Genomic DNA, 19,455 nt, shown 5'->3' on the forward strand with positions numbered 1-19,455 from the left:
CGAGCCCTAGCTGCCGAACGGGATGATGTTGATCGTCTTCGTCGCCGTGACCGGCGCACCGCCGTCGGGCGGCGTGACGGAGATGTTGATGGTGTAGGCCCCGGCGACGTGCTTGATGTAGATCGCGTTGTCGTAACCCCGTGCACCGCCGGTGCAGTCGCCGCTGCGCCGCCGCTCGTCGAGCCCGTTCGGCCCCGTGACGTCGATGACGACGGCGCACTCGTCGGAGTCGACGTCGCCGTTCTCGCCGCGGGCGTCCCACTCCAGTTCGAAGTTGGCGCCGCGTGAGCAGTTGTTCTCGGGCTCGAGCTGGTACAGGTCGGCGCCGACCTCGTCCATGCAGAACAGCCCGACCGGCTCGATCTCCACTGAACGGATCGCGGTCTCCGACACCGACGTCGTGGTGGTCGGGGTCGTCGTCGTGGTCGTCGTTGTAGTCGTCGCGGTCGTAGTGGTCCGCGATGTCGTGGTCGTCGTCGGCGTGCTGGACGTCGTCGACGACGACGACGATTCCGCGGCGGGTTGGCCACCGCTCGAACACCCGACCGCCGTTGCAGCAACCGCGATTACCGTCAGTGCAATACGCGTCAACCCCACCTGCGCCCTCCCGGTCCCCGTTGATCCGAAACCCGTTGTCGGGATTCGCCGGTGGGAAGGTATCAGATCGCAGGCTCGGCGGATTGCATTTGCTGCATCGGTCGACTTCTACGTGACGCAGGCACCGGTGGGGACCTTCGCGGTGTTGCCCAGCTTGATCATCTGGACGTTCAACTGGCTCGATGTCAGGGCGTAGCCGGTGTCGGCGTCGTTCGCGTCAGCGGCGACGACGAGGCCCAGCACGCGGCCGCCGGTGTCGATCAGCGGCCCGCCGGAGTCGCCCTGTCGCACCGTGCCCCTGAACGTGTAGGTCTCGCGGGCGACCGTCGACGTGCGATAGACGTCCGGCCCGTTCAGCTGGATGATCTCGCGGATACGGGCAGGGGTGGCGGTGAAATCCTCCCCTCCGGGATAGCCCAGGATCACGGCGTCGGCGCCCGTGGGGACCTCGCCGCCGTCGAAAGCCAGAGGCGCCGAGGGAAGATCCGGTACGTCGAGAAGCGCGACGTCGTCGGCCGGGTCGTAAGACGTCACGTGGGCGTCGTACGTCCGGCCGTCGGCCTCGACGGTGACGGTGTCCGATCCGGCGACGTTGCGCGCAGTGGTCATCACCCGGTTGGGCGCGACGACGAATCCACTGCCCGCGTTCACTTGTCGACACGACGATGCCACGGCCCGGATCTTGACGACGCTCGGCCGCGCGGTTGCAACGGCGGGGATGAGGCCCAACGACTGGTCGGGCGGATCGACCGCGACCTGCTGCGTGTCGACCCCCAGGGCGGCCGCCGGCGCGGGTTCGTAGCTCGATTCCGCAGACGGGCCGTTCAGCGTCACGGTCGTGGCCACTGTCGCGATGACGATCGCGACAACAGCTGCGGCAGGGACGAGTACGCGTTTGCGCCGCCACGACGAGCGCGCCACAGCTGGAGCAGCCGGTCGCAGCATCGTCACATCCGAGTGGAGATCCGACTGATCTGCGGCCGATGCGAATGTGGACACTGTGACGGGACCGGATGACGTCGGAGCCGGTTCGACCGCATCCGGTGCCGCCGACCCGCTGACGGCCTCTCGTGCGGCGGTCGCCAGCTCGAGCGCGGTCTGATAGCGCTTCTCGGGTGCCTTGGCCATGCCTTTGGCGATGACGGTGTCGAAGCGCTCGTCCACCCACGGACGGTCGACCGAGGGCCTCGGCGGTGGCGCGCCCAGATGTCCGCCGAATTGGAGCTCGGGACTGTCACCGGGGAACGGCTTTGTCCCGGTGAGGCATTCGTAGAGCACGCACGCCAATGCGTAGACATCGGAGCGGGCGTCGATCTCCGGGTTGGTGAAGCGCTCCGGGGCCATGTACCCCCACGTGCCGATGACGTTGCCGCTGCCGGTCATGTCGGTGTCGGCGACGACGCGGGCGATCCCGAAGTCGATCAGGTAGGCGAAGTCGTCGTCCTCGAGCAGGACGTTGGAGGGCTTGACGTCGCGGTGGACCATCCCGGCGGTGTGGGCGGCGTGCAGCGCCAACGCGACCTGCTCGATGATCCCCACGGCACGCGAGGGCTCCAGCGGACCGTCGCGGAGAAGCGTGTCGAGATCGCGACCCTGGACCATCCGCATGTCCAGATACAGGCGGCCGTCGATCTCGCCGTAGGTGTGAATCGGGATGACGTGTCGGTTGTTCAGCCGTGTGGCCGCGTGGGCTTCACGCCGGAAGCGCTGCAGGAACGTCTTGTCGTGGGAGAGGTGCGCGTGCACCACCTTCAGGGCGACGACCCGGTCGGTGTTCGTGTCATAGGCGCGCCACACCTCGCCCATGCCGCCGCGGCCGAGCAACGCCAGCAGTTGGTAGTGCCCGAATGAGGTGCCCTCCACAGCACCTCCCCCACCAGACAGTCGACTCGCACCGAGTTCAGAGAATAGGGCACAGTCAAAATCCGACCCGTTATCGCCGCGGGCCGGCCACTGTCAGTACGGGCGGACTCAGGCGTCCGCGCTGCGGTGCCGCCCGACGTAGTCGCCCGAGGACGACTCGGGACTCCAGCCGAGCCCGAAGAGTTCGTAGCCGCCGAAGCCGTTGAGCGCCGACGCCGACTGCGCCGAGCCGGTGTCAACGGAAACATTGGACTGGTGAACGGCGATCTCGTTCATCGGTACTCCCGTGTCGCGCCAACTGATGTGGGCGTCAATTACCCGGCCGCGGCGACGGCCAAACCACGGGGTTACGGCTTCTCGGCCGCCTCCTCGTCGTAGCTGACGTGGATCCGCTCGAAGCCCTTGGCCTGCTCGGCCTTCGCCTTCCGCGCATAGGTCCTGCGGTCCGCGGGCGTGAGTTCGACGTCGTCGGTGAAGACCGTCAGCAACGCGCGCGGATACAGCCTGTCGACCGCGACCGCGTTGATCTCCGCGCACATGACCAACGTGATCGAGACGAGGAACAGGAACGCCAGCAGCCCGAGTACGACGGCGAACACGGCGTTGACCGCACTCGCGGTCGACACCGAGTGGGCGACGTAGCCCGCGCCGAACCACTGCAGCAGCTGCCACACGACGGCGGCCACAGCGGCACCCGGAAGAAGTTGTCGGACAGTCAGTTTGCGCGTCGTCGTGACCCGGAACGCGACCAGGCAGATGCCGGCGTTGATGACCACCGCCGCCACGACGAACCCCGCCCTGCCCCACCATCCGAGGAAGTCCGCCGACTGGCCGACCGCCGAGAGTGCCGTCGTCGCGAGCGCCGCTGTGCCCAGGACCAGCAGCAGGACCAGGCTGCGAATACGGCCGCGAATCGGGTCTGGACGACGGTGCTTCGGCACGGCCCACACGGTGTCCATGGCGTTCTGCACGGCCACACCGACGCCGAGTCCGCCGTAGAGCGCACCGGCGATGCCGACGACCACCGCGACCGTTCCCCCGGACAGCTGCTGCGGCTCGCCGAGTTGATCGCCGATCACCGGGAGCTGGCTGAGCGCCGTGTCCAGGACCTGTCGCTGAAGATCCGGATGCCCGGCCAGGACGACGCCCAGAGTCGTGGTCAACAGGAGCAGCAGCGGAAACAGCGACACGAAGGCGTAGTAGGTGATCAGCGCCGCGAGGTAACCGCCCTGATCGTCGATGTACTTGTAGACGACGGCAATGGCGAAGCCGACTGCCCGGCTGCGCTGCTGCACCCTGTCCAGCCACTGGACCATGGCGGACCCCGTCTCTCGCTGCCGTCGTTTCGGGGCGTGATACCCCGTCCGACACAGTTCACCACGAGGCGACTTCGGTCCGATCCGCCTGTCGTCGCGGTGACGCGGTCCGCCTGTTCCTCACCCGATACCGATGCCTGCACACCCGCCACAACTTGCGTATCCTGCGTAGAGGAAGGAGTGTCCCATGACCGCCATATTCCTCGTCGACTCCGCCACCGACCACAAGCAGGCCACTGCGGACCGTGGCCGCCTTGAGGGCGTGCTGCGCGAGTCGGGCTACTCCCTCGTCCCCCTCGACGCCCAGCTGCGGGCCAGGGTCACGGCGTTGGTCGACGGGGCCGACGGCGCGCAACTCGAACGCCTTACGGCAGCGGCCACCTCCGAGAAGGACGACCTCGACGAGCGGTTCTGGGGTCCGAGCCCCGACTCCACCACCGCGACGCGGGCGGTGTTCGAGGATCTGAGCGATCAGTTCGCGCAGCGACGACAGGTCGCGGCCGACGCCATCAGCCGGGACGAGGCGGCCGAACTGCTCGGAGTGTCGGCGCAGAGCATCACCGCTCGCCTGACGTCGGGAAAGCTGGTCGGCATCAAGGTCGGCCGCGAGTGGCGGCTGCCGGCGTGGCAGTTCGATCCCGACGATGCGACCGGCGTCCTGCCCGACCTCGACGCCCTTCAGGACGTGTTCCCCGGCGGGGCGGTGAGCCTGTCGCGGTGGATGTCGCAGAGCCGACCGGAGTTCGACGGGCGCACCGCCCGCGAGCAGATGGTGCGGTACGGCAGCGCCGCGGTGCTCGACTTCGCGCGGACGCTGACGGCGACTGGGTGGTAAGGGCACTCGACCCGCCGGATCGCCCGCTGCCGCGTGCGGCCAAGTACGTGTGGCAGTGGAAACCACGGTCGGAGGGCTCGCGCTGGTGGTGGTGCCGCGTCTATCACCGCAGCCCGAACACGCCGAATGGCAACACCTTTCGGCGGTTCGGGCCGCTGGCCCGGTTCGATCATCATCACGAGGCGACGCCGCCCGCGGTCGATCCGACCGGGCGACGCGTGTTGTACGTCGGCGCCGACCTCGCGACGTCGGCGTGTGAAGTGTTCGGCGAGGCCGGAATCGCCGCTATCTGTCCGCAGTACCGGGTGTCGATCGTCGAGCCGACGCGTCCGCTGACGATGTTCAACCTCGCGCGCCCCGGCGCGGCGATGCAGATCGGCGCCCTGCCCGCGCTGTCCACGGGAGCCGAACGCCGCGCGCTGACGCAGCAGTGGGCGCGGGCGGTCTACGAGGATCAGCCGGCGGGCCCGACGGTGCGCGGCGTGCGGTATCGCAGTGCGTACAACGACGGCTACGCGCTCGCGCTGTGGGACTGCGACGACGACGTGCGCATCGTGCGTGCGGGCGGCCTGCAGGATCTGGAACTCGCCGACCCGCGAGTCTTCACACGGCTGCAGGTGGCGATGACCGACCGCGGGATCAACGTCACGACGGTGTCCGAGGACGAGTGCGCCGGGTGTCGACGGAACGCACTGACGTCGTAACGCGTTGACGGTGCCGACAATTTCCGAGTATCCCGGCCCCGCACTCTCTATGCTGCGCGAATGCCCGAGTACGCGCCATCGCCGCCGCCGACGCTGGACAACGTCCCGACCGCATCCCTGCCCGAGGCTTCAGCACTCGCCGGCCGGCCCTACGCGCTGCCCATCGACCTTCTCGCCGAGCTGTACGGCCCGATCTTCTACGGCGACTGGAGCGGCACCCGCAAGCTCTACGCGTGCTCCGAGGAGCTCGGCGCGGAGCTGTGCGATGAGAGCAGATTCGCCAAGAATCCGACGGCCTCGTTGGCGCGGGTGCGCCCACTGGCCAGGGACGGGCTGTTCACCGCCTTCCACGGCGAACCCAACTGGCAGAAGGCGCACGACGTGCTGCTGCCCGGATTCAGCTACGCCGGGCTGCGCAACTATCACGACGCGATGCTGACCGTCAATCAGCAGTTGGTGGCGCGGTGGGACGCTCGCGTCGGGGTGGGCCCGGTCGACGTGTCCGGCGATCTGCAGAAGCTGGCGATGGACACCGTCGGGCTGGCGGGGTTCGGGGCGCACTTCGAGTCGTACGACTACGAGGGCCTGGCCCCGATTCCGCAGAGTTTCACCAACGCGCTGACCGAGGTCTTCGTGAACGGCGAGTCACCCGCGTTCGGGGCGGAGCTGTCGACGCTGCACGCCTACTTCGACGAGCTGATCGCCGGGCACTCCGGCGGCGGCACCGGCGATCTGCTGTACGTGATGCTCGCCGCGGAGGGGGCGCAGGCTCTCGACAAGGACAACATCCGCAACCAGATCATGACGTTCCTGATCGCCGGGCAGCTGACGACCTCGGAGCTGATGCCGAACACCGTCTACAACCTGGTGCACCACCCGGCGGTGCTGGCCCGCGTGCAGGCCGAGGTTGACGCCGTGTTCGGCCCCGACGACGACTACGTGCCGACGTACGACGACATCGGCAAGCTCGCGTATCTACGTCAGGTGATCAGCGAGACCCTGCGGCTGTCCCCGCCGGTGCTGAACTTCGATCGGATGGCGTTGCAGGACACGGTGATCGGCGGTGCCTACCCGGTCAAGGCGGGTGAGGCGGTCACGATCCTGACCGGGGCGCTGCACCGGCAGCCGGAGTGGGGCGACAACCCGGAGCTGTTCGACCCGTCGCGGTTCGATCCCGGTATCGCCGAGGGGCGGTCGACGGCGTTGTTCAAGCCGTTCGGCACCGGGGAGCGTTCGTGCATCGGCCGGCAGTTCGCGCTGCACGAGGCGGCGATGCTGATCGCGCGGCTGGTGCACCGCTACCGGCTGATCGACTCGTCGCATTACGTGTTGGAGTGGGAGGGGATGAGCCGGCGGCCGGTCGGGTTCTCCGTCGATCTGGTGCGGCGGACGTCGGCGGACCGGGTGGTGGTGTCGGCTCCAGTGGCTGCTGTGGGCGCGGCGTCGGCGTCGGCGCCGGTTCGGGCGGGGACGACGCTGGCGGTGCTGCACGGCTCGAACCTCGGCACCTGCCGCGCGCTGGCCAAGCAGCTCGCCGAGGAGGCGACCGACATCGGTTGCGTCGCAACGGTGGCGGCATTGGACACCGCCGCGGGCAAGCTGCCGGACGTCGACGCGGTGCTGATCATCGCGTCGTCGTACAACGGGCAGCCGACGGACGACGCGCGGGACTTCTATGCGTGGTTGCAGTCGGATTCGGCTGTGCTGCAGGGCAACCCGCTGTTCGCGGTGCTCGGCGTCGGGGACCACAACTGGGCGGACACGTATCAGGCGGTGCCGAAGATCTACTTCGAGCGGCTGACCGAGCTCGGTGGCCGGGCGCTGCTCCCCCGTGCGGCGGCGGACACGTCGGGTGATCTGACGGGAACGCTGGAGGAGTTCGAGACGGCGTTATGGGCGGCGCTGGCGGAGCACTACGGCGATCCGGATGCGGTGCCGCTGACGGCTAACGACGAGCCGCTGTACGATCTCCGGTTGATCGAAGGCCCGCTGACTGCGGCGATCGACGCGCGGTTCGCGGTGCAGCCGATGACGGTGACGCTTAACGACGAGCTGGTGAACGTGCCGGGACAGGCCAAACACTATGTCCGGGTGGCGCTTCCCGACGGCATGTCATATTCGACGGGTGACCATTTGACGGTGCTGGCCGACAACCCACCCGACGTGGTCGACACGGTGCTGGAGCTGTTGGAGATCGACCCGGAGCTGCGGCTGTCGATCAACCCCCGGCGGACGTCGCGACGGCTCATCGCGCTGGACCGTGAGGTGAGCGTGCGAGAGTTGCTGACCCACTTCGTGGAGTTGCGGAAGCCGGCGACGCGCAGCCAGCTGAAGCGGCTGGCTGTGGTGAATCCGTGCGACCCGGAGCGGAAGGCGCTCGAGGAGCTGGCGGAGTCGGACGAGCCGTGTGCGCTGAGTCCGCTGGAGTGTCTCGCCCAGTACCGGGCGTGCGCGTTGACGGGTGCCGAACTGCTGGAACTGTTGGAACCCATGACGCCGCGGCACTATTCGATCGCGTCGTCGTCGCGGTTGTCGGCGCACGAGGTGGCGCTGATCGTGAGCGTGCTCGACACGCCGGCGCGGTCGGGCCTCGGTCTGTTCAAGGGGGTGGCGTCGAACCACCTGGCTGGTATCGCTCCGGGGACAACTGTGCGCGCCAGGATCGATCCGGCGCGACAGGCGTTCCGGGCGGGCGCGGAGCCGGAGCGCAATGTCATTCTGGTCAGCGCGGGTACTGGCGTCGCGCCGTTCTGCGGGTTCCTGGGTGACAGGTTGGCGGCGAAGCAGGCGGGCGAACCGTTCGCACCGGCGTTGTGCTTCTTCGGTGTTCGCGATCCTGACGTGGACTACATCTTCCGAGCGGAGTTCGAGGCCGCTGAGAGCGAGGGGATCGTGCGGATGCGGCCGGCGTTCTCGCGGGCACCGGTGGACGGGGTGAAGTACGTGCAGGACCGGATCGCCGCGGACGCCGACGAGGTGTGGGAGCTGCTGGGCGATCCTTCCAAGAACACGCACGTCTTCATCTGCGGCGATGGTGGCCGGATGGCGCCGGCAGTGCGCGCGGCGTTCCGGGAGATCTATCGCTCGCGGACGGGTGGGGACGACGCCGCGGCGAAGGACTGGCTCGAGGGGTTGGTCGCGTCGGATCACTACGTGGAGGACGTGTGGGCGGGGTGAGGTGTGGTGTTCTTAGTCTTGCGCGTTCATAAGCATTCTCCAGCGTGCCGAGTCCAAACCCATTGGCAGCCCGAATTTGTGCAGAGGACCGGCTCGAACCCGAGTGCTGTTTCGTACGAGTCCTGAGCTCCTTGGGATTTCGCGGCCGTCGAGGGGATATCAACGTTCACCGTACGGAACCTGGAAATCACTGTCTTTACGTACTGGCGCGTTTCGGATGTCAGTGGGTCGTCCAGCACATACCGGTAGTGGTGGGCTTGAATAGCGGCAGACTCGCGGCCATCGTTCTTATCGCTAACTACGACGCGAATGATTCCCTGCTTCATTTTGCGGGCGAATGCCAGAAGGAAGTCGGCATAGTCAGCTTTAATGCCCGACCTCTCTGCGAACACGTTCCGGTCAGTGCCACCCTCCTCCAGGAACGCGACAGCCTGTCCCAACCGGTGGTCACCGGCCATCAGGTAACGAGCCAACTCTGCCCACACGTTCGATGGAGGTGCAATGACTTCATCAAGTCCGGCGCCCATTCATTTCCTCCTCTTGACCAACTTGTCCGCTGATCATGCTGTTGAAGCTGCGATCCCGACCTGAACGTCGTGCCGCAGACTTGCATCAAGGGAGACGTGTAAGCCAAGTTCGACGATCCTGCCGTCGAGCGGATGCCAATCGCTCTTGTAGGGGTGGGTACGCCCTAACAGCGGATCCAGTGAGTCGATCGTCTGCTTCCACAAATTCAACCAGTTCCTGCCAGGGCCGACAACGAAGGAAAGTTCAAGCCTGACCGGGCCGGCTGGTAGCTCTGGCTTGTGGACCACGGCGGTGTATACCTGCTCTTTGAAGGCGCGCGATGAAGACGACTCAGTCGTTCGTGCGATTAGCACATCGGTCGCAGGTGGGACCGCGTCTCGAGCAGGCTCGATCTGTACGAAAGACGCCTCGTTCAGTTGCTTGGTGCACCAGACCGACACCAGCCCGGAGTCCTTCAGTCGATCTGCCAGCGGGTACGCGTAGTTATCCAGATCTCCCATGTTGAGCAGATCTCGCTCTGGGGGCAGCCCCACGTCGAATCGAAGCGCCCACGGACCACCAATCCGTGACTCGGCAAGTAGCGCTTCGGTGTCGTCGAGGTACGCCTGCAGCCGAGCTTGATCAGGGTGCTCCGCCTTTTCCCAAGACGCCAAGCGTGGCGCGACTCTCAACTCCAGGCCGTAACCCTCGGGTCGGGCATACCAGCGCATCGGGAGCACCGGGGCAGTTTTGAGCAGCAGCCTGGGAGCCGACCTGAAAATGATCTCTGAATCGTCAGTGGGGAGAGCTGGGAACTCGTTGGTGCGCTGTGCAAGGGCACGCAAGATGCACTCCACCTTGGCCACCGGATGATCGGAGCGGTAGAGATGGCTCACTAACTCCCCGCCGCGTAGAGACGACGCCATAAGCACCCCACCACTGGCCGCCCACAAAACCTCAATGCCCGTGCCGGGGTCGTCGGGCAGTAAGTATGTGTCCCTAGGATGACCATCGTCGCTGCCAGACACTTGCCATCCATGGGCACGGGCAACGGTGCGCAAGATGGCTCTGATGTTCTTCTCCGGCGTTGGATCCGGCGGCCATCTACGTAACTCCCCCATACACAGAGATTAAAGGCACACGCTGACAAGTAGATGCGTAACCGCTGCACGGCCCTGCAGATCGAATGAAACTCACGGATCGTCCACCGTCTTGGTCTGGCTAGTCGAAGCGTTAAGGAGCACCGAGGTCTGACGGGTGCATTTGAGCCAGGCCCTTGTCCCCACTCCCTGCGCATTCTCCCGCGACCGCGGTCCAAAGGCGTAGCTGTCATTGATTGCCGGGTAGAGCTAATCGACAAGCAACTTCAGGAGTTGCAGCGCACCAGCCTCTTTCGGTCAAGCGAGCGGATTGCCTTGAACCTTCGCGGATCGTGCCGAATCCCTCAGTGCCGACCACTTGAGACACACTGCCCGAGCGAACTCCAAGTCCACGTTTCGCCGGGGACCATAAGAAGACAAGCGATACTGCGGCACCAGAGGCCGGCCGTCGATGAGCAGCTGCCCTCTGGCGTTGCTGACGAGGGTCGACCAGGTGCCGTCGGAAATCACACAGCCGGCCGATAAGCAGTAAGGAAGGGGAGCTGATCTATAAGGTAAAAGTTGACCGGGCACGCTACTCAAAGCTATTCGGCCCCGGATGTAACTGCGAGGACACCGGCGAAAGCCTGGAGATGATGATTGTGGTCGACGCTACCCCGAACCGCTGGGACGTACCTGACGGCAGGAAGAAAGGAGTGATCACCATGTATCCCCTTCCCGGCGGCCACGGCGTAGTTGACACGCAGCCGAACTGGACGATGGCTCCACCGGCCGTGAGTGGCAATGTCCCCATCACCTGAAGCCGAAAGCGGCAGCAAGTTCGCGGCCGCCGTGCTGCGAGACCTGCTGGTGCACATCACCGAAGAGAACGCCGAAGGGACCGACACCTTCGTGGTGTCACACGCTTGGACCGATGGCCCAACGATGCATCTGGTCTACCAAACTCCACCGTCGACCATCACGTGGGGACTGGTCCGCGACACCCGAGAATCAATCATCGACCCCGCGCCCTTGCCTTCCCTCAAGGAAGCAGTCAGGTACTACTACCTCTTGGACCTCGTCGAAAATCGAGTGACCTCGCTCCCCCATCCGGGTAATGATCCCGAAGTCATTCTGTGGCACGGTGATCAGTCATACAGCGAGGACGACTGCGAAGGGCTCCCTCAACGCTCAGCGGATATCCCCGACCAATACCGTGTGCCACCGGGGTAATCCGACGTGCGGGAAGCCACGGGCATCCACCTGACACCCGATACTGCGGTACCGGCCTGACTCCAGAGCTGACAGCGTGTCACACCTCTGCGATAACCTTCGGTTGAGAGTTTCAGCGGTGACGTTAAGTCCTCAGCGAGGCATGGTCACCCGACGTTCAGCGACAACGCTCGAGCCCTCGGCTCGCCGGCTGAGACGATTGCGCGCGCTACCTCAAAACGTGACCTGCGGGTCCAGTCGACCCGCCGACAGTGGGAGTATGCATGACGACGACTGACCTGTGGATCAAGGATCTCTCGGGTGGGCGGGGACTCCGTCAACGCGGCGGCTTGTTCGGTCCCGCCTCCGACGTGGCGTACGTCCTCTGGGACTTCATCAAGGCGGGAAAGGCCACGGCGCATCCCGACCACGCCGAGGTGATCGACATCGAGTCGACCGTGTCCGGTGAGCTCCTGATCAAGATGCTCCGGGTTACCGAGCGGAGTACCGGCAAACGACTCACCGAGAGCGACAGGAGTCGATCCGTCGACTGCGTCGACCCGACTCACCACTATCGCATCCGCTACATCGAATTCTGAAGAGGGGCAACGCATGACTGGTTACGACATCATCGGCGATGTGCACGGCTGCGCCAACGAGTTGACGACACTGCTTGACGCTCTGGGTTATCGCAGGAGCACGGCATCGGGTGCATACGAGCATCCCGTCCGCCAGGCGATCTTCGTCGGCGACCTCGTCGACCGGGGACCCGGTCAACTGGAGGTCTTGCAGACCGTGAAGCGCATGGCCGACTGCGGCAGCGCTCAGGTCGTGATGGGCAATCACGAGTTCAACGCGATCGCTTACGACACAGAGCATCCGGATCGGCCCGGCGAGCACCTGCGGCCACGGAACGCGAAGAACACCAAGCAACATCAAGCGTTTCTCGATCAGGTGACCAGCGACACGCGATCCGCCTACCTCGAGTGGTTCATGACGTTCCCGCTCTGGTTGGACCTGGGTGACATTCGCGTCGTCCACGCCTGCTGGCATGAGCAGTCGATGGGCGAAGTCGAGGGGGCTCTGGGGGCGAACCGCTTCTCGTCGCGAGATCAGTTCGTGCGCGCGACAGCCAAGCGCGACCCGTTGTACGAGGCCATCGAGGTGCTGCTGAAGGGCCCGGAGATCGATCTCACAAAGCATGGCCAGTTGCCGTACTACGACAAGGACGGCCACGCACGCAGTCGGGCGCGAGTCGCGTGGTGGAAGTACGGCGCATCGACGCTTCGAGACCTCGCCGTCATGGACGGCGGCTTCAGGACCGCCACTGGTGAGGCCTACCCGGTGCTTCCTGAAGACCAGGTGGCCGCGGGCGAGGAGTCATTCTCGTATTGCGGCGACGTCCCCGTCGTCTACGGACACTACTGGCGAAGCGGGGAGCCCAGGCTCGGCGTCGACTTCACCGAGCGCACGGCCTGTGTGGACTTCAGCGCGGTCAACACCGGTACGCTGGCCGCCTATCGGTGGGACGGCGAGTCGGAGATCCGACCCGAAAACTATGTGGGGGTTAATCATTGAGTCGTTGACTTGCCGCTGCGGCGACAACGCCGCTGCGGTAACGTGCGGAATGCGGGGTCCTCAGTCTGCAGGGCCGTCCGCTCCTCGCGGGAGCGGACCATCGGGGTCCGCGCAGCGCCGCGGTTCGATGTGTACCGGCGGGGTGTGGTCGATCCACGACGGATCCTGCGGTGGCGAGGTGTACCAATAGGCGTCGGGAAGCTCCGAAGCCCGCTGATGAAGATCGGGAAGCGGATCGCCGCACCACTGGATGAGATCTCGATCGTCACCGGGCTGAGAAGACGACTCTCCGGGCCACGACTCCTCGAGATCGAGCAGGTAGTAGTACAGAGCCGGATTGTCGGCGTCGTTCCACGCAGACGGGTTGATGAGTGATTCTCGGGTGTCGCGAGCCATTCCCCAGATTCGATCCGACGGCGGCGCGGTGTAGACGAGCCGGATCGATGCACCGTCGGTCCACGCGTGGGAAACCAGGAACGTGTGGCGCCCTGGTCGCGGACTGACAGCCGCGTCGGCGTTGACGACCTCGATGCGATGCAGCAGTTCGGTCAGAATTCCGGCCGCGAACTGGTCAGGCGTGGAATCAGTTGATGGGCACAAAGTCGTTCACCCACGGTAGTGTCAGCGTCCAGTTCTTCTGCACCTCAGGGAGGCTGGTCAACTGCGATGCGCTGAGAGCACACTGCCCAGCTAGTGCGCGCAGCCTCTCGTCGCAAACCTCGAGTGTCCCCACCCAGGCAAGCCTAGGGGTGCACGCGCAAGGGTCCTGACACCAATCTGTTGCTAAGCCAGCGCCACATCCCAACTCATCTGAGCGTTCTCCAGCGACTGGTGCACGGCCAGACTAGGGGCGGGCCGTCGGATCACCACGTCACCATTCGTGGTCGCATGCGCCGCAGAGCCACTTCTCCGGGGCCCTACAGCATCCCGCTGCTTGCTGCCACGGCCGGATGTTCGACGGGTCCAGCGGTTCGCCGTAGAACATCTCACGTGTACGCCGTCGTCCGCACTGCGGACAGGACGGGTGTAACACGAACTTGAAGTCGACGAATCTCGTGAAACCCTCCGCGGCCATGCGGTCGCGGCAGCCACCGCAGATCGCCGCCGGCCAGTCGATGAGGCCGGTATGGAGCGTGAACTCTGACGGTGCGGGCCGCACGTACGGATCGACGGTGTGAGCGACGAGTTCGTCGCGGGCGCCGGCGTCTGCGAGGTCGACGGACCGATCGCATCCTTCGCAACGCCGGCAATACTGCAGAAGCGTTCTCGCGGCAGCCATCGAGTTGTGGCCGAATCGACTCGTCGGCGGCGAGATGTACCGGCAGTCGTCGAGTGCACGATCGAATCTGAGGGCGTCATCGCCGCTGAAGTGCCAGGCATCGGCGATGCTGAAGTCGACCCCGCTGAGGGCCGCCAGCGTCGACAACTCAACGATCGTCGGCTTGTACAGCGGCCGGTCGAACGTGGCGTCCAACGGGTTGCGGCTCGGACCGACGCGGGCGGTGACGGTGAGCACCGAGGCGGGATCGGTGTCGAGGACGTAGGCGACGAGGTCACCCTCCTGCGCCTCGGTGGTGCCGCACCGCCACGGCCGATACGGCGACCCCGGCTCGAGAAGCGCGACCACCGCCTTCTTCCAGTCGGTGGATTGGACGAGGTGCAGGCGCGGATCCCCAACATGCTTCACCAGGTGATTCTCCCAGCGGGGTATGACATTTCGAGCGGATGCGACGGCGCTCGGGCGGGCACGCGCAGCACCGCTGGTGAGCAAAAGGTGATCGGGGCACGGCCCTTTTCGATAAGACTTGAGACTATGCAATCGCGTCAAACCTCGGACGTCCCAGGGCATCTGTTCATCGTCAACGGCGACCTGACCAAGATCGCCTGCGACGCCCTGCTCATCCCGACTGACGGGGCGGTCAACATCACCGCCTCGTGGCGACAGTTTCTTCACGGCATGACGTACGGGAATCGCTTCAACACGCGAGTGATGCGTGCTCTGCCAGCTCGTCCCAAGGAGCCTCACGTCTGGTTGGGAGATCTCGCGGGGCATCACGGGCAGGACGTCGAGACGTCGGTATTCGAGGTGACGATTCGCGAGTTCGTTGAGCGCGCCGCCACGGAAGTGCGACGGCTTGGCGCGCAGGACCGGATCTACCGCTGGCCGAAACCGCGACTCGCGGTCAACGTGATCGGCACCGGCTACGGTGGGGCCGCCCACGTCAAGGGTCAGCTCCTCACTCTGCTGATCCGTGCACTCGAGGCGCTGGCGGAGTCGCACGACGTCGACCTGATTCTGGTGGCGTACGGCGAGAAGTCCTACGCTGCAACCCAACGAGCACGGCGTCAACTGTCCACACCTGATCTGCAATCGGGCTGGACTTTCCATTCCGAGGCGTCACCGGATCTAGACCGTTGGGCGCAACACCTTGCAAACGCAGCCATCACCAGCCGCCTGGTGCTGTTCGTCGGCGCCGGCGTCAGTGCTGGCGCGGGAGCACCGACGTGGGGAACGCTGCTCTCAGGGGTCGCCGAAACCGCCGGCTTCGGCGACGAGTCACTGACGTTGCTCGGCAAAAAGGATCCGAGGGACCAGGCGACGCTGATCGAACGTCGGCTTCAGAACATCGGCAAGGAACTTCGCACCGAGGTGGCGAACACGCTCCGGCGCACAACCAGATATTCGCTACAGCACGGCTTGCTCACCTCACTGCGGAGTAGCGAGGCCGTGACGACGAACTTCGACGATCTCTTCGAGACGGCCGCACGGACAGGCGGTCGTCGCATGGCGGTCCTGCCTGAGGACCCCGAAGCCACCGACGGTCAGTGGCTCCTCAAGTTGCACGGCACAGTCGAGCACCCCGAACACATCGTGTTGACTCGGTCGGACTACCTCGACATGCCGCGTCAGTACGGTGCGCTCATCGGCTTGGTTCAGGGCATGCTGCTGATGCGCCACATGATGTTCGTCGGATACTCGTTGCAGGACGAAGACTTTCAGGAGCTCATCCACGAGGTGCGAAAGGCCCGCGGCGATGCCGCTAACCGACGCGGCACAGTGCTGACGCTGTTCCACGACGATCTCGAGCGGGAGATCTGGGCAGACGACCTCGACGTGGTGCCGATGATGGCCGGTGCGGACCGGACCGTCGACATCGAGGTAGCGGCGCGCGAGCTCGAGGTGTTTCTCGATCTCGTCGGCTTCCTCTCCACTACGTCGGCGGCGTTCTTCCTCGACCCGACCTACAGCAGTCTGTCCGACGACGAAGCAATCTTGCGCGATGCGTTACTCCACCTGTCCCGCCTCACCCGCGATGCCGAGCCCGGATCGATTGCATACGAAGTGCAGAGGTTTCTCGGCGATCTGGGTTCGGACGCTCATCCCCCAGGGCAATAGGAAGGATGGTTCATGACCGACGAAACGCCGGTTCAACAGTTGCGCCATGAGCTGCTCGTCAGCGGACTGTCGGACTGGGTGTCGCTGGCCGAGGTCCAGCAGATCATCTCCCACTACCAACTCGCCGACACCGACGAGGATCGTCAACAGCTGGTACTCAAAACGATCGGGACGTTACTCGACGACGGCCTCATGGACCTCGGCGAGTTGCCCGCACAGGACAACCCCTTTCAAGCATGGAAACCCGTCAATGTCGCCCTCGATCGTCTCAAGGAGCGCTTCATCGACCACTACAGCGACCCGACGTCGTGGGACTACTCGATATGGCTGGGCCTGACCGACGATGGGCGAAGCGTCGCCGAGGCGCTGCGCGCGGGATAGGCGCGCATATGGCACCCGGCCGCCGGGTTTGATAGCCGACGACCCCGGGCAAACACGACTACCATTCCGCCATGCCCGGCGAGGGAGTCATGACAGTCTCAGCGCCGCCCGCCTTTCTCCGGTGGGTCGTACCCGCGACGATCATCGGCGCGTTGATGGTCCTCGGGTTGTTACTGAGAGTGCAGCACAACCGCGCCGTCGAGTTCGGGGAAGCCGGCCCTACGACGGTGGACATCGACACGAACGACGTGCCGGAACTGCAGGCCTGGGTGGACCATGCGGCACCACTCATGGCGTCGCTGCGATCGGTGTTCGGCGACGTCGGCGAGGCTGCCAAGGCAAGCGACTTCGCCGCGACGAGCACCGCGTGCCGTGCCGGTCTCGATCTCACGGGCGCGTTGGTCGACGAGCTGCCCAGCCCCGACGTCAGGCTGAACGCCCCGCTCCGCGAAGCACTCGACGACTACGACCAGGCGCTGCGCCACTGCGTGACCGGCAGCGAGAACAACGACCCGGAGGAACTCGCGATCGCCGCCGACCTGGTCACCAATGGCGACCGACGCTGGCGTGCCGCGGTCGGGATGATGGACACGCCGTGGCCCGCTCTTCCGCCGAGCAGCACCGGACCGTCGCATGTCTTCAAGACCTAGAGGCAGCGCCCAGTTCGGTTGGGCACCCGTCCGATTGACGCCACCGCCCCGTGTGCGACGGCGCCACGGATGACATCGACATCGACACGGGCCGTATCGACGTGGGCGCCGCTGCGGTCCCCGGTCTACCGCATGCTGTGGATCGCGCAACTCGTCTCGAACCTCGGCACGTGGATGCAGACCGTCGGCGCGCAGTGGATGCTGGTCGACGATCCCCGCGCCGCGGTCCTGGTCCCGCTGGTGCAGACCGCGACGACGCTGCCGGTGATGCTGCTGGCGCTGCCCTCGGGCGTGCTGGCGGATCTGATCGACCGGCGCCGACTGCTCATCGCCACCCAGGGGGCGATGGCCGCGGGCGTGGGTCTGCTCGCGACGTTGACCGGTTTCGGGCTGACCACCCCGGCGGTGCTGCTGACGCTGCTGTTCGTGATCGGCTGCGGGCAGGCGCTCACCGCCCCGGCGTGGCAGGCGATCCAGCCCGATCTCGTTCCCGCCGAACAGATCCCGTCGGCGGCCGCGTTGGGCAGCATGAGCATCAACGGCGCTCGGGCGATCGGCCCGGCGATCGCCGGAGTGCTGGTGGCGGTCTCCGGCCCGACGCTGGTGTTCGCGCTCAACGCCGTGTCGTTCGTGGGCATCGTGGTCGTGCTCGTCGCGTGGCGCCGGCCCGCCGTCGAGAGCGGCTACCCGCCCGAGCGGGCGCTGGCGGCGTTGAGTGCGGGCGGCCGGTTCATCCGCAGCTCGCCGATCGTGCGGCGCATCCTGCTGCGGGCGGCGCTGTTCATCATCCCGGCCAGCGCGATCTGGGGACTGCTGCCGGTGATCGCGAGCGGCAGCCTGGGGTTGTCGTCGTCGGGATACGGGTTGCTGCTCGGCGCGCTCGGTGCGGGAGCCGTGACCGGCGCGTTCCTGCTGGGTCGGCTGCGGGCGCGCTTCGGGCAGAACGCCCTGCTGACGACGGGCGCGTTCGGGTTCGCGGTGGCCACCGTGGTGGTCGCGCGGGTGCCCGTGTTCAGCGCGGTGTTCGCCGCCCTGGTGGTGGGCGGCGCGTCGTGGCTGCTGACGCTGTCGACGCTCAACGCGTCGATGCAGCTGAGCCTGCCCGCGTGGGTGCGCGCCCGCGGACTGTCGGTGTACCAGCTGATCTTCATGGGCGGCCAAGCACTCGGCTCGGTGGTGTGGGGCGTGATCGCCGCAGCGACAACCAGTTCCACCAGCTTGCTGGTGAGCGCCGGCCTACTGGTGCTGTGCGGCCTGTCCTCGCTGTGGTGGCCGCTGCACGCGAAGACCAGCGATTTGGACCTGACGCCGTCGTCGCACTGGCCCGAGCCGACGCTCATCTTCGAACCCGAACCGCTGGACGGTCCGGTACTGGTGATCACCGCCTACCGCGTCCCGCCGGAGAACGAGGACGCGTTCCTGAAGGCGATGGCGGTGCAGGGCAGATCCCGACAGCGCACCGGGGCCTCGGAGTGGCGGGTATTCCGCAGCGTCGAGCACGAGTCGACTTTCGTGGAGACGTTCGTCGTGCGGTCGTGGGGCGAGCACATGCACCAGCACTACACCCGCCTCACCGGACAGGACCGGCTGATCGAAGAAGCCGTGGAGCGACTCGTCGACGGCGATGCGGTGTCGGAGCACTACCTGGCGGTGCGCGACGTGGGGTGACTGCGCGGCACCGTCACCGATTAAGCTACCGTTCAACGCTGTTCGTCATTCGCGACTCAGCCCAGGCCCAGTCGATCCGTACCTGTTCGAGGTAAACACGTTCGCCCAGGATCGCCTCCACCAGTTCGGCGTGGAGGCTGGACTCCTGAGGTTTTAGCAGGGTCAACGCCGACCGCGCCGGACGGCCCGTCGGTCACCCAGCGGTCGCAGTGTGTCAGTGACGAGACCAGGGGACACCCGCCGACGACGGCCGGATGCCCAGCCTCGCTGACGTCAACCGCAAGCTCGATCGGGTGAACCGGTACGCCACCATCATGATGGGGCCGGGGGCGATCGCCATGAAGGGACTGTCGCGGGGCCTGTCCGACATCGCGGTCAGCTACATCACTAAGGACGGCAAGGGCGACGACAAGGCCAAGTCGGCTAAGGCCGAGGGCGACACGCTCGGGGCGGCGGGGCACTAAGTCGACGCGAGCCTGGCGGGGCTGGAG

Annotated in this window: 20 protein-coding genes; 12 read left to right on the top strand and 8 right to left on the bottom strand. The window is 65.9% G+C overall.

What is annotated here, in order from left to right; translation table 11 throughout:
* Positions 1 to 6 precede the first annotated feature (6 nt).
* Positions 7 to 393: a hypothetical protein gene (locus NM203_RS17570; RefSeq protein ID WP_255061331.1), complete on the bottom strand. Its 387-nt coding sequence runs from the start codon at positions 391 to 393 to the stop codon at positions 7 to 9.
* A gap of 7 nt (positions 394 to 400) precedes the next feature.
* On the opposite strand from NM203_RS17570, the gene NM203_RS17575 reads away from it, so the two are divergent.
* On the top strand, positions 401 to 793 hold the full coding sequence (locus tag NM203_RS17575) for a hypothetical protein (protein ID WP_255061332.1): 393 nt from the start codon (positions 401 to 403) through the stop codon (positions 791 to 793).
* On the opposite strand, the gene NM203_RS17580 is transcribed toward NM203_RS17575, so the two are convergent.
* From NM203_RS17580 to NM203_RS17590, 3 genes are all read right to left on the bottom strand, one after another.
* Positions 706 to 2,460, bottom strand: coding sequence for a protein kinase domain-containing protein (locus NM203_RS17580; RefSeq protein ID WP_255061333.1), 1,755 nt, complete (start codon positions 2,458 to 2,460; stop codon positions 706 to 708). The genes NM203_RS17575 and NM203_RS17580 overlap by 88 nt on opposite strands.
* A gap of 108 nt (positions 2,461 to 2,568) precedes the next feature.
* Positions 2,569 to 2,736: a hypothetical protein gene (locus NM203_RS17585; protein ID WP_255061334.1), complete on the bottom strand. Its 168-nt coding sequence runs from the start codon at positions 2,734 to 2,736 to the stop codon at positions 2,569 to 2,571.
* A gap of 71 nt (positions 2,737 to 2,807) precedes the next feature.
* On the bottom strand, positions 2,808 to 3,776 hold the full coding sequence (locus NM203_RS17590) for a YihY/virulence factor BrkB family protein (protein WP_255061335.1): 969 nt from the start codon (positions 3,774 to 3,776) through the stop codon (positions 2,808 to 2,810).
* A 187-nt stretch (positions 3,777 to 3,963) separates the two neighbouring features.
* Here NM203_RS17590 and NM203_RS17595 point away from each other — a divergent pair, with 187 nt between their 5' ends.
* The 3 genes from NM203_RS17595 to NM203_RS17605 are packed head-to-tail and all read left to right on the top strand — an operon-like array spanning position 3,964 to position 8,492.
* A complete protein-coding gene (locus tag NM203_RS17595; protein WP_255061336.1) occupies positions 3,964 to 4,611 on the top strand; it encodes a helix-turn-helix domain-containing protein in 648 nt (215 codons plus the stop codon).
* On the top strand, positions 4,605 to 5,315 hold the full coding sequence (locus tag NM203_RS17600; RefSeq protein WP_255061337.1) for an RES family NAD+ phosphorylase: 711 nt from the start codon (positions 4,605 to 4,607) through the stop codon (positions 5,313 to 5,315). Before NM203_RS17595 ends, NM203_RS17600 begins: the two co-directional genes overlap by 7 nt.
* 60 nt (positions 5,316 to 5,375) lie before the next feature.
* Entirely contained in the window at positions 5,376 to 8,492 is a 3,117-nt protein-coding gene (locus NM203_RS17605) for a cytochrome P450 (protein WP_255061338.1), read from the top strand.
* Positions 8,493 to 8,518: 26 nt separating this feature from the next.
* Here the strand turns inward: NM203_RS17605 and NM203_RS17610 are convergent, their stop codons facing one another.
* Together NM203_RS17610 and NM203_RS17615 are read right to left on the bottom strand one after the other, a co-directional pair.
* Positions 8,519 to 9,019, bottom strand: coding sequence for a hypothetical protein (locus NM203_RS17610; protein ID WP_255061339.1), 501 nt, complete (start codon positions 9,017 to 9,019; stop codon positions 8,519 to 8,521).
* A 33-nt stretch (positions 9,020 to 9,052) separates the two neighbouring features.
* Entirely contained in the window at positions 9,053 to 10,027 is a 975-nt protein-coding gene (locus NM203_RS17615) for a hypothetical protein (RefSeq protein WP_255061341.1), read from the bottom strand.
* An 855-nt stretch (positions 10,028 to 10,882) separates the two neighbouring features.
* On the opposite strand from NM203_RS17615, the gene NM203_RS17620 reads away from it, so the two are divergent.
* The 3 genes from NM203_RS17620 to NM203_RS17630 all read left to right on the top strand — a co-directional run bounded on the left by NM203_RS17620 (position 10,883) and on the right by NM203_RS17630 (position 12,868).
* A complete protein-coding gene (locus tag NM203_RS17620) occupies positions 10,883 to 11,311 on the top strand; it encodes a hypothetical protein (RefSeq protein ID WP_255061342.1) in 429 nt (142 codons plus the stop codon).
* 263 nt (positions 11,312 to 11,574) lie between these two features.
* Positions 11,575 to 11,889: a hypothetical protein gene (locus NM203_RS17625; protein ID WP_255061343.1), complete on the top strand. Its 315-nt coding sequence runs from the start codon at positions 11,575 to 11,577 to the stop codon at positions 11,887 to 11,889.
* Between the two features lie 40 nt (positions 11,890 to 11,929).
* Positions 11,930 to 12,868, top strand: a complete 939-nt coding sequence (locus NM203_RS17630) for a metallophosphoesterase (protein ID WP_308212839.1) — start codon at positions 11,930 to 11,932, stop codon at positions 12,866 to 12,868.
* A 60-nt stretch (positions 12,869 to 12,928) separates the two neighbouring features.
* Here the strand turns inward: NM203_RS17630 and NM203_RS17635 are convergent, their stop codons facing one another.
* The gene (locus NM203_RS17635) at positions 12,929 to 13,468 is read right to left on the bottom strand and encodes a hypothetical protein (protein ID WP_255061345.1); all 540 of its coding nucleotides are present in this window, start codon (positions 13,466 to 13,468) and stop codon (positions 12,929 to 12,931) included.
* Between the two features lie 271 nt (positions 13,469 to 13,739).
* Positions 13,740 to 14,555, bottom strand: coding sequence for a hypothetical protein (locus tag NM203_RS17640; RefSeq protein ID WP_255061346.1), 816 nt, complete (start codon positions 14,553 to 14,555; stop codon positions 13,740 to 13,742).
* Here NM203_RS17640 and NM203_RS17645 point away from each other — a divergent pair.
* The 5 genes from NM203_RS17645 (at position 14,526) to NM203_RS17665 (ending at position 19,428) form a co-directional block, all read left to right on the top strand.
* Positions 14,526 to 16,265, top strand: a complete 1,740-nt coding sequence (locus NM203_RS17645) for an SIR2 family NAD-dependent protein deacylase (protein ID WP_255061716.1) — start codon at positions 14,526 to 14,528, stop codon at positions 16,263 to 16,265. The genes NM203_RS17640 and NM203_RS17645 overlap by 30 nt on opposite strands.
* Before the next feature lie 12 nt (positions 16,266 to 16,277).
* The gene (locus tag NM203_RS17650; RefSeq protein ID WP_255061347.1) at positions 16,278 to 16,646 is read left to right on the top strand and encodes a hypothetical protein; all 369 of its coding nucleotides are present in this window, start codon (positions 16,278 to 16,280) and stop codon (positions 16,644 to 16,646) included.
* An 89-nt stretch (positions 16,647 to 16,735) separates the two neighbouring features.
* Complete coding sequence (locus NM203_RS17655) at positions 16,736 to 17,296, top strand: hypothetical protein (protein WP_255061348.1); 561 nt, start codon at positions 16,736 to 16,738, stop codon at positions 17,294 to 17,296.
* A 69-nt stretch (positions 17,297 to 17,365) separates the two neighbouring features.
* Complete coding sequence (locus NM203_RS17660) at positions 17,366 to 18,964, top strand: MFS transporter (protein ID WP_255061349.1); 1,599 nt, start codon at positions 17,366 to 17,368, stop codon at positions 18,962 to 18,964.
* A 254-nt stretch (positions 18,965 to 19,218) separates the two neighbouring features.
* Positions 19,219 to 19,428 carry a hypothetical protein gene (locus tag NM203_RS17665; protein ID WP_255061350.1) on the top strand — a complete coding sequence of 70 codons (210 nt, stop codon included), beginning with the start codon at positions 19,219 to 19,221 and terminating at the stop codon, positions 19,426 to 19,428.
* The last annotated feature ends 27 nt before the right edge of the window (positions 19,429 to 19,455 follow it).

The organism is Mycolicibacterium arenosum, assembly GCF_024320865.1.
GTDB lineage: Bacteria > Actinomycetota > Actinomycetes > Mycobacteriales > Mycobacteriaceae > Mycobacterium > Mycobacterium arenosum.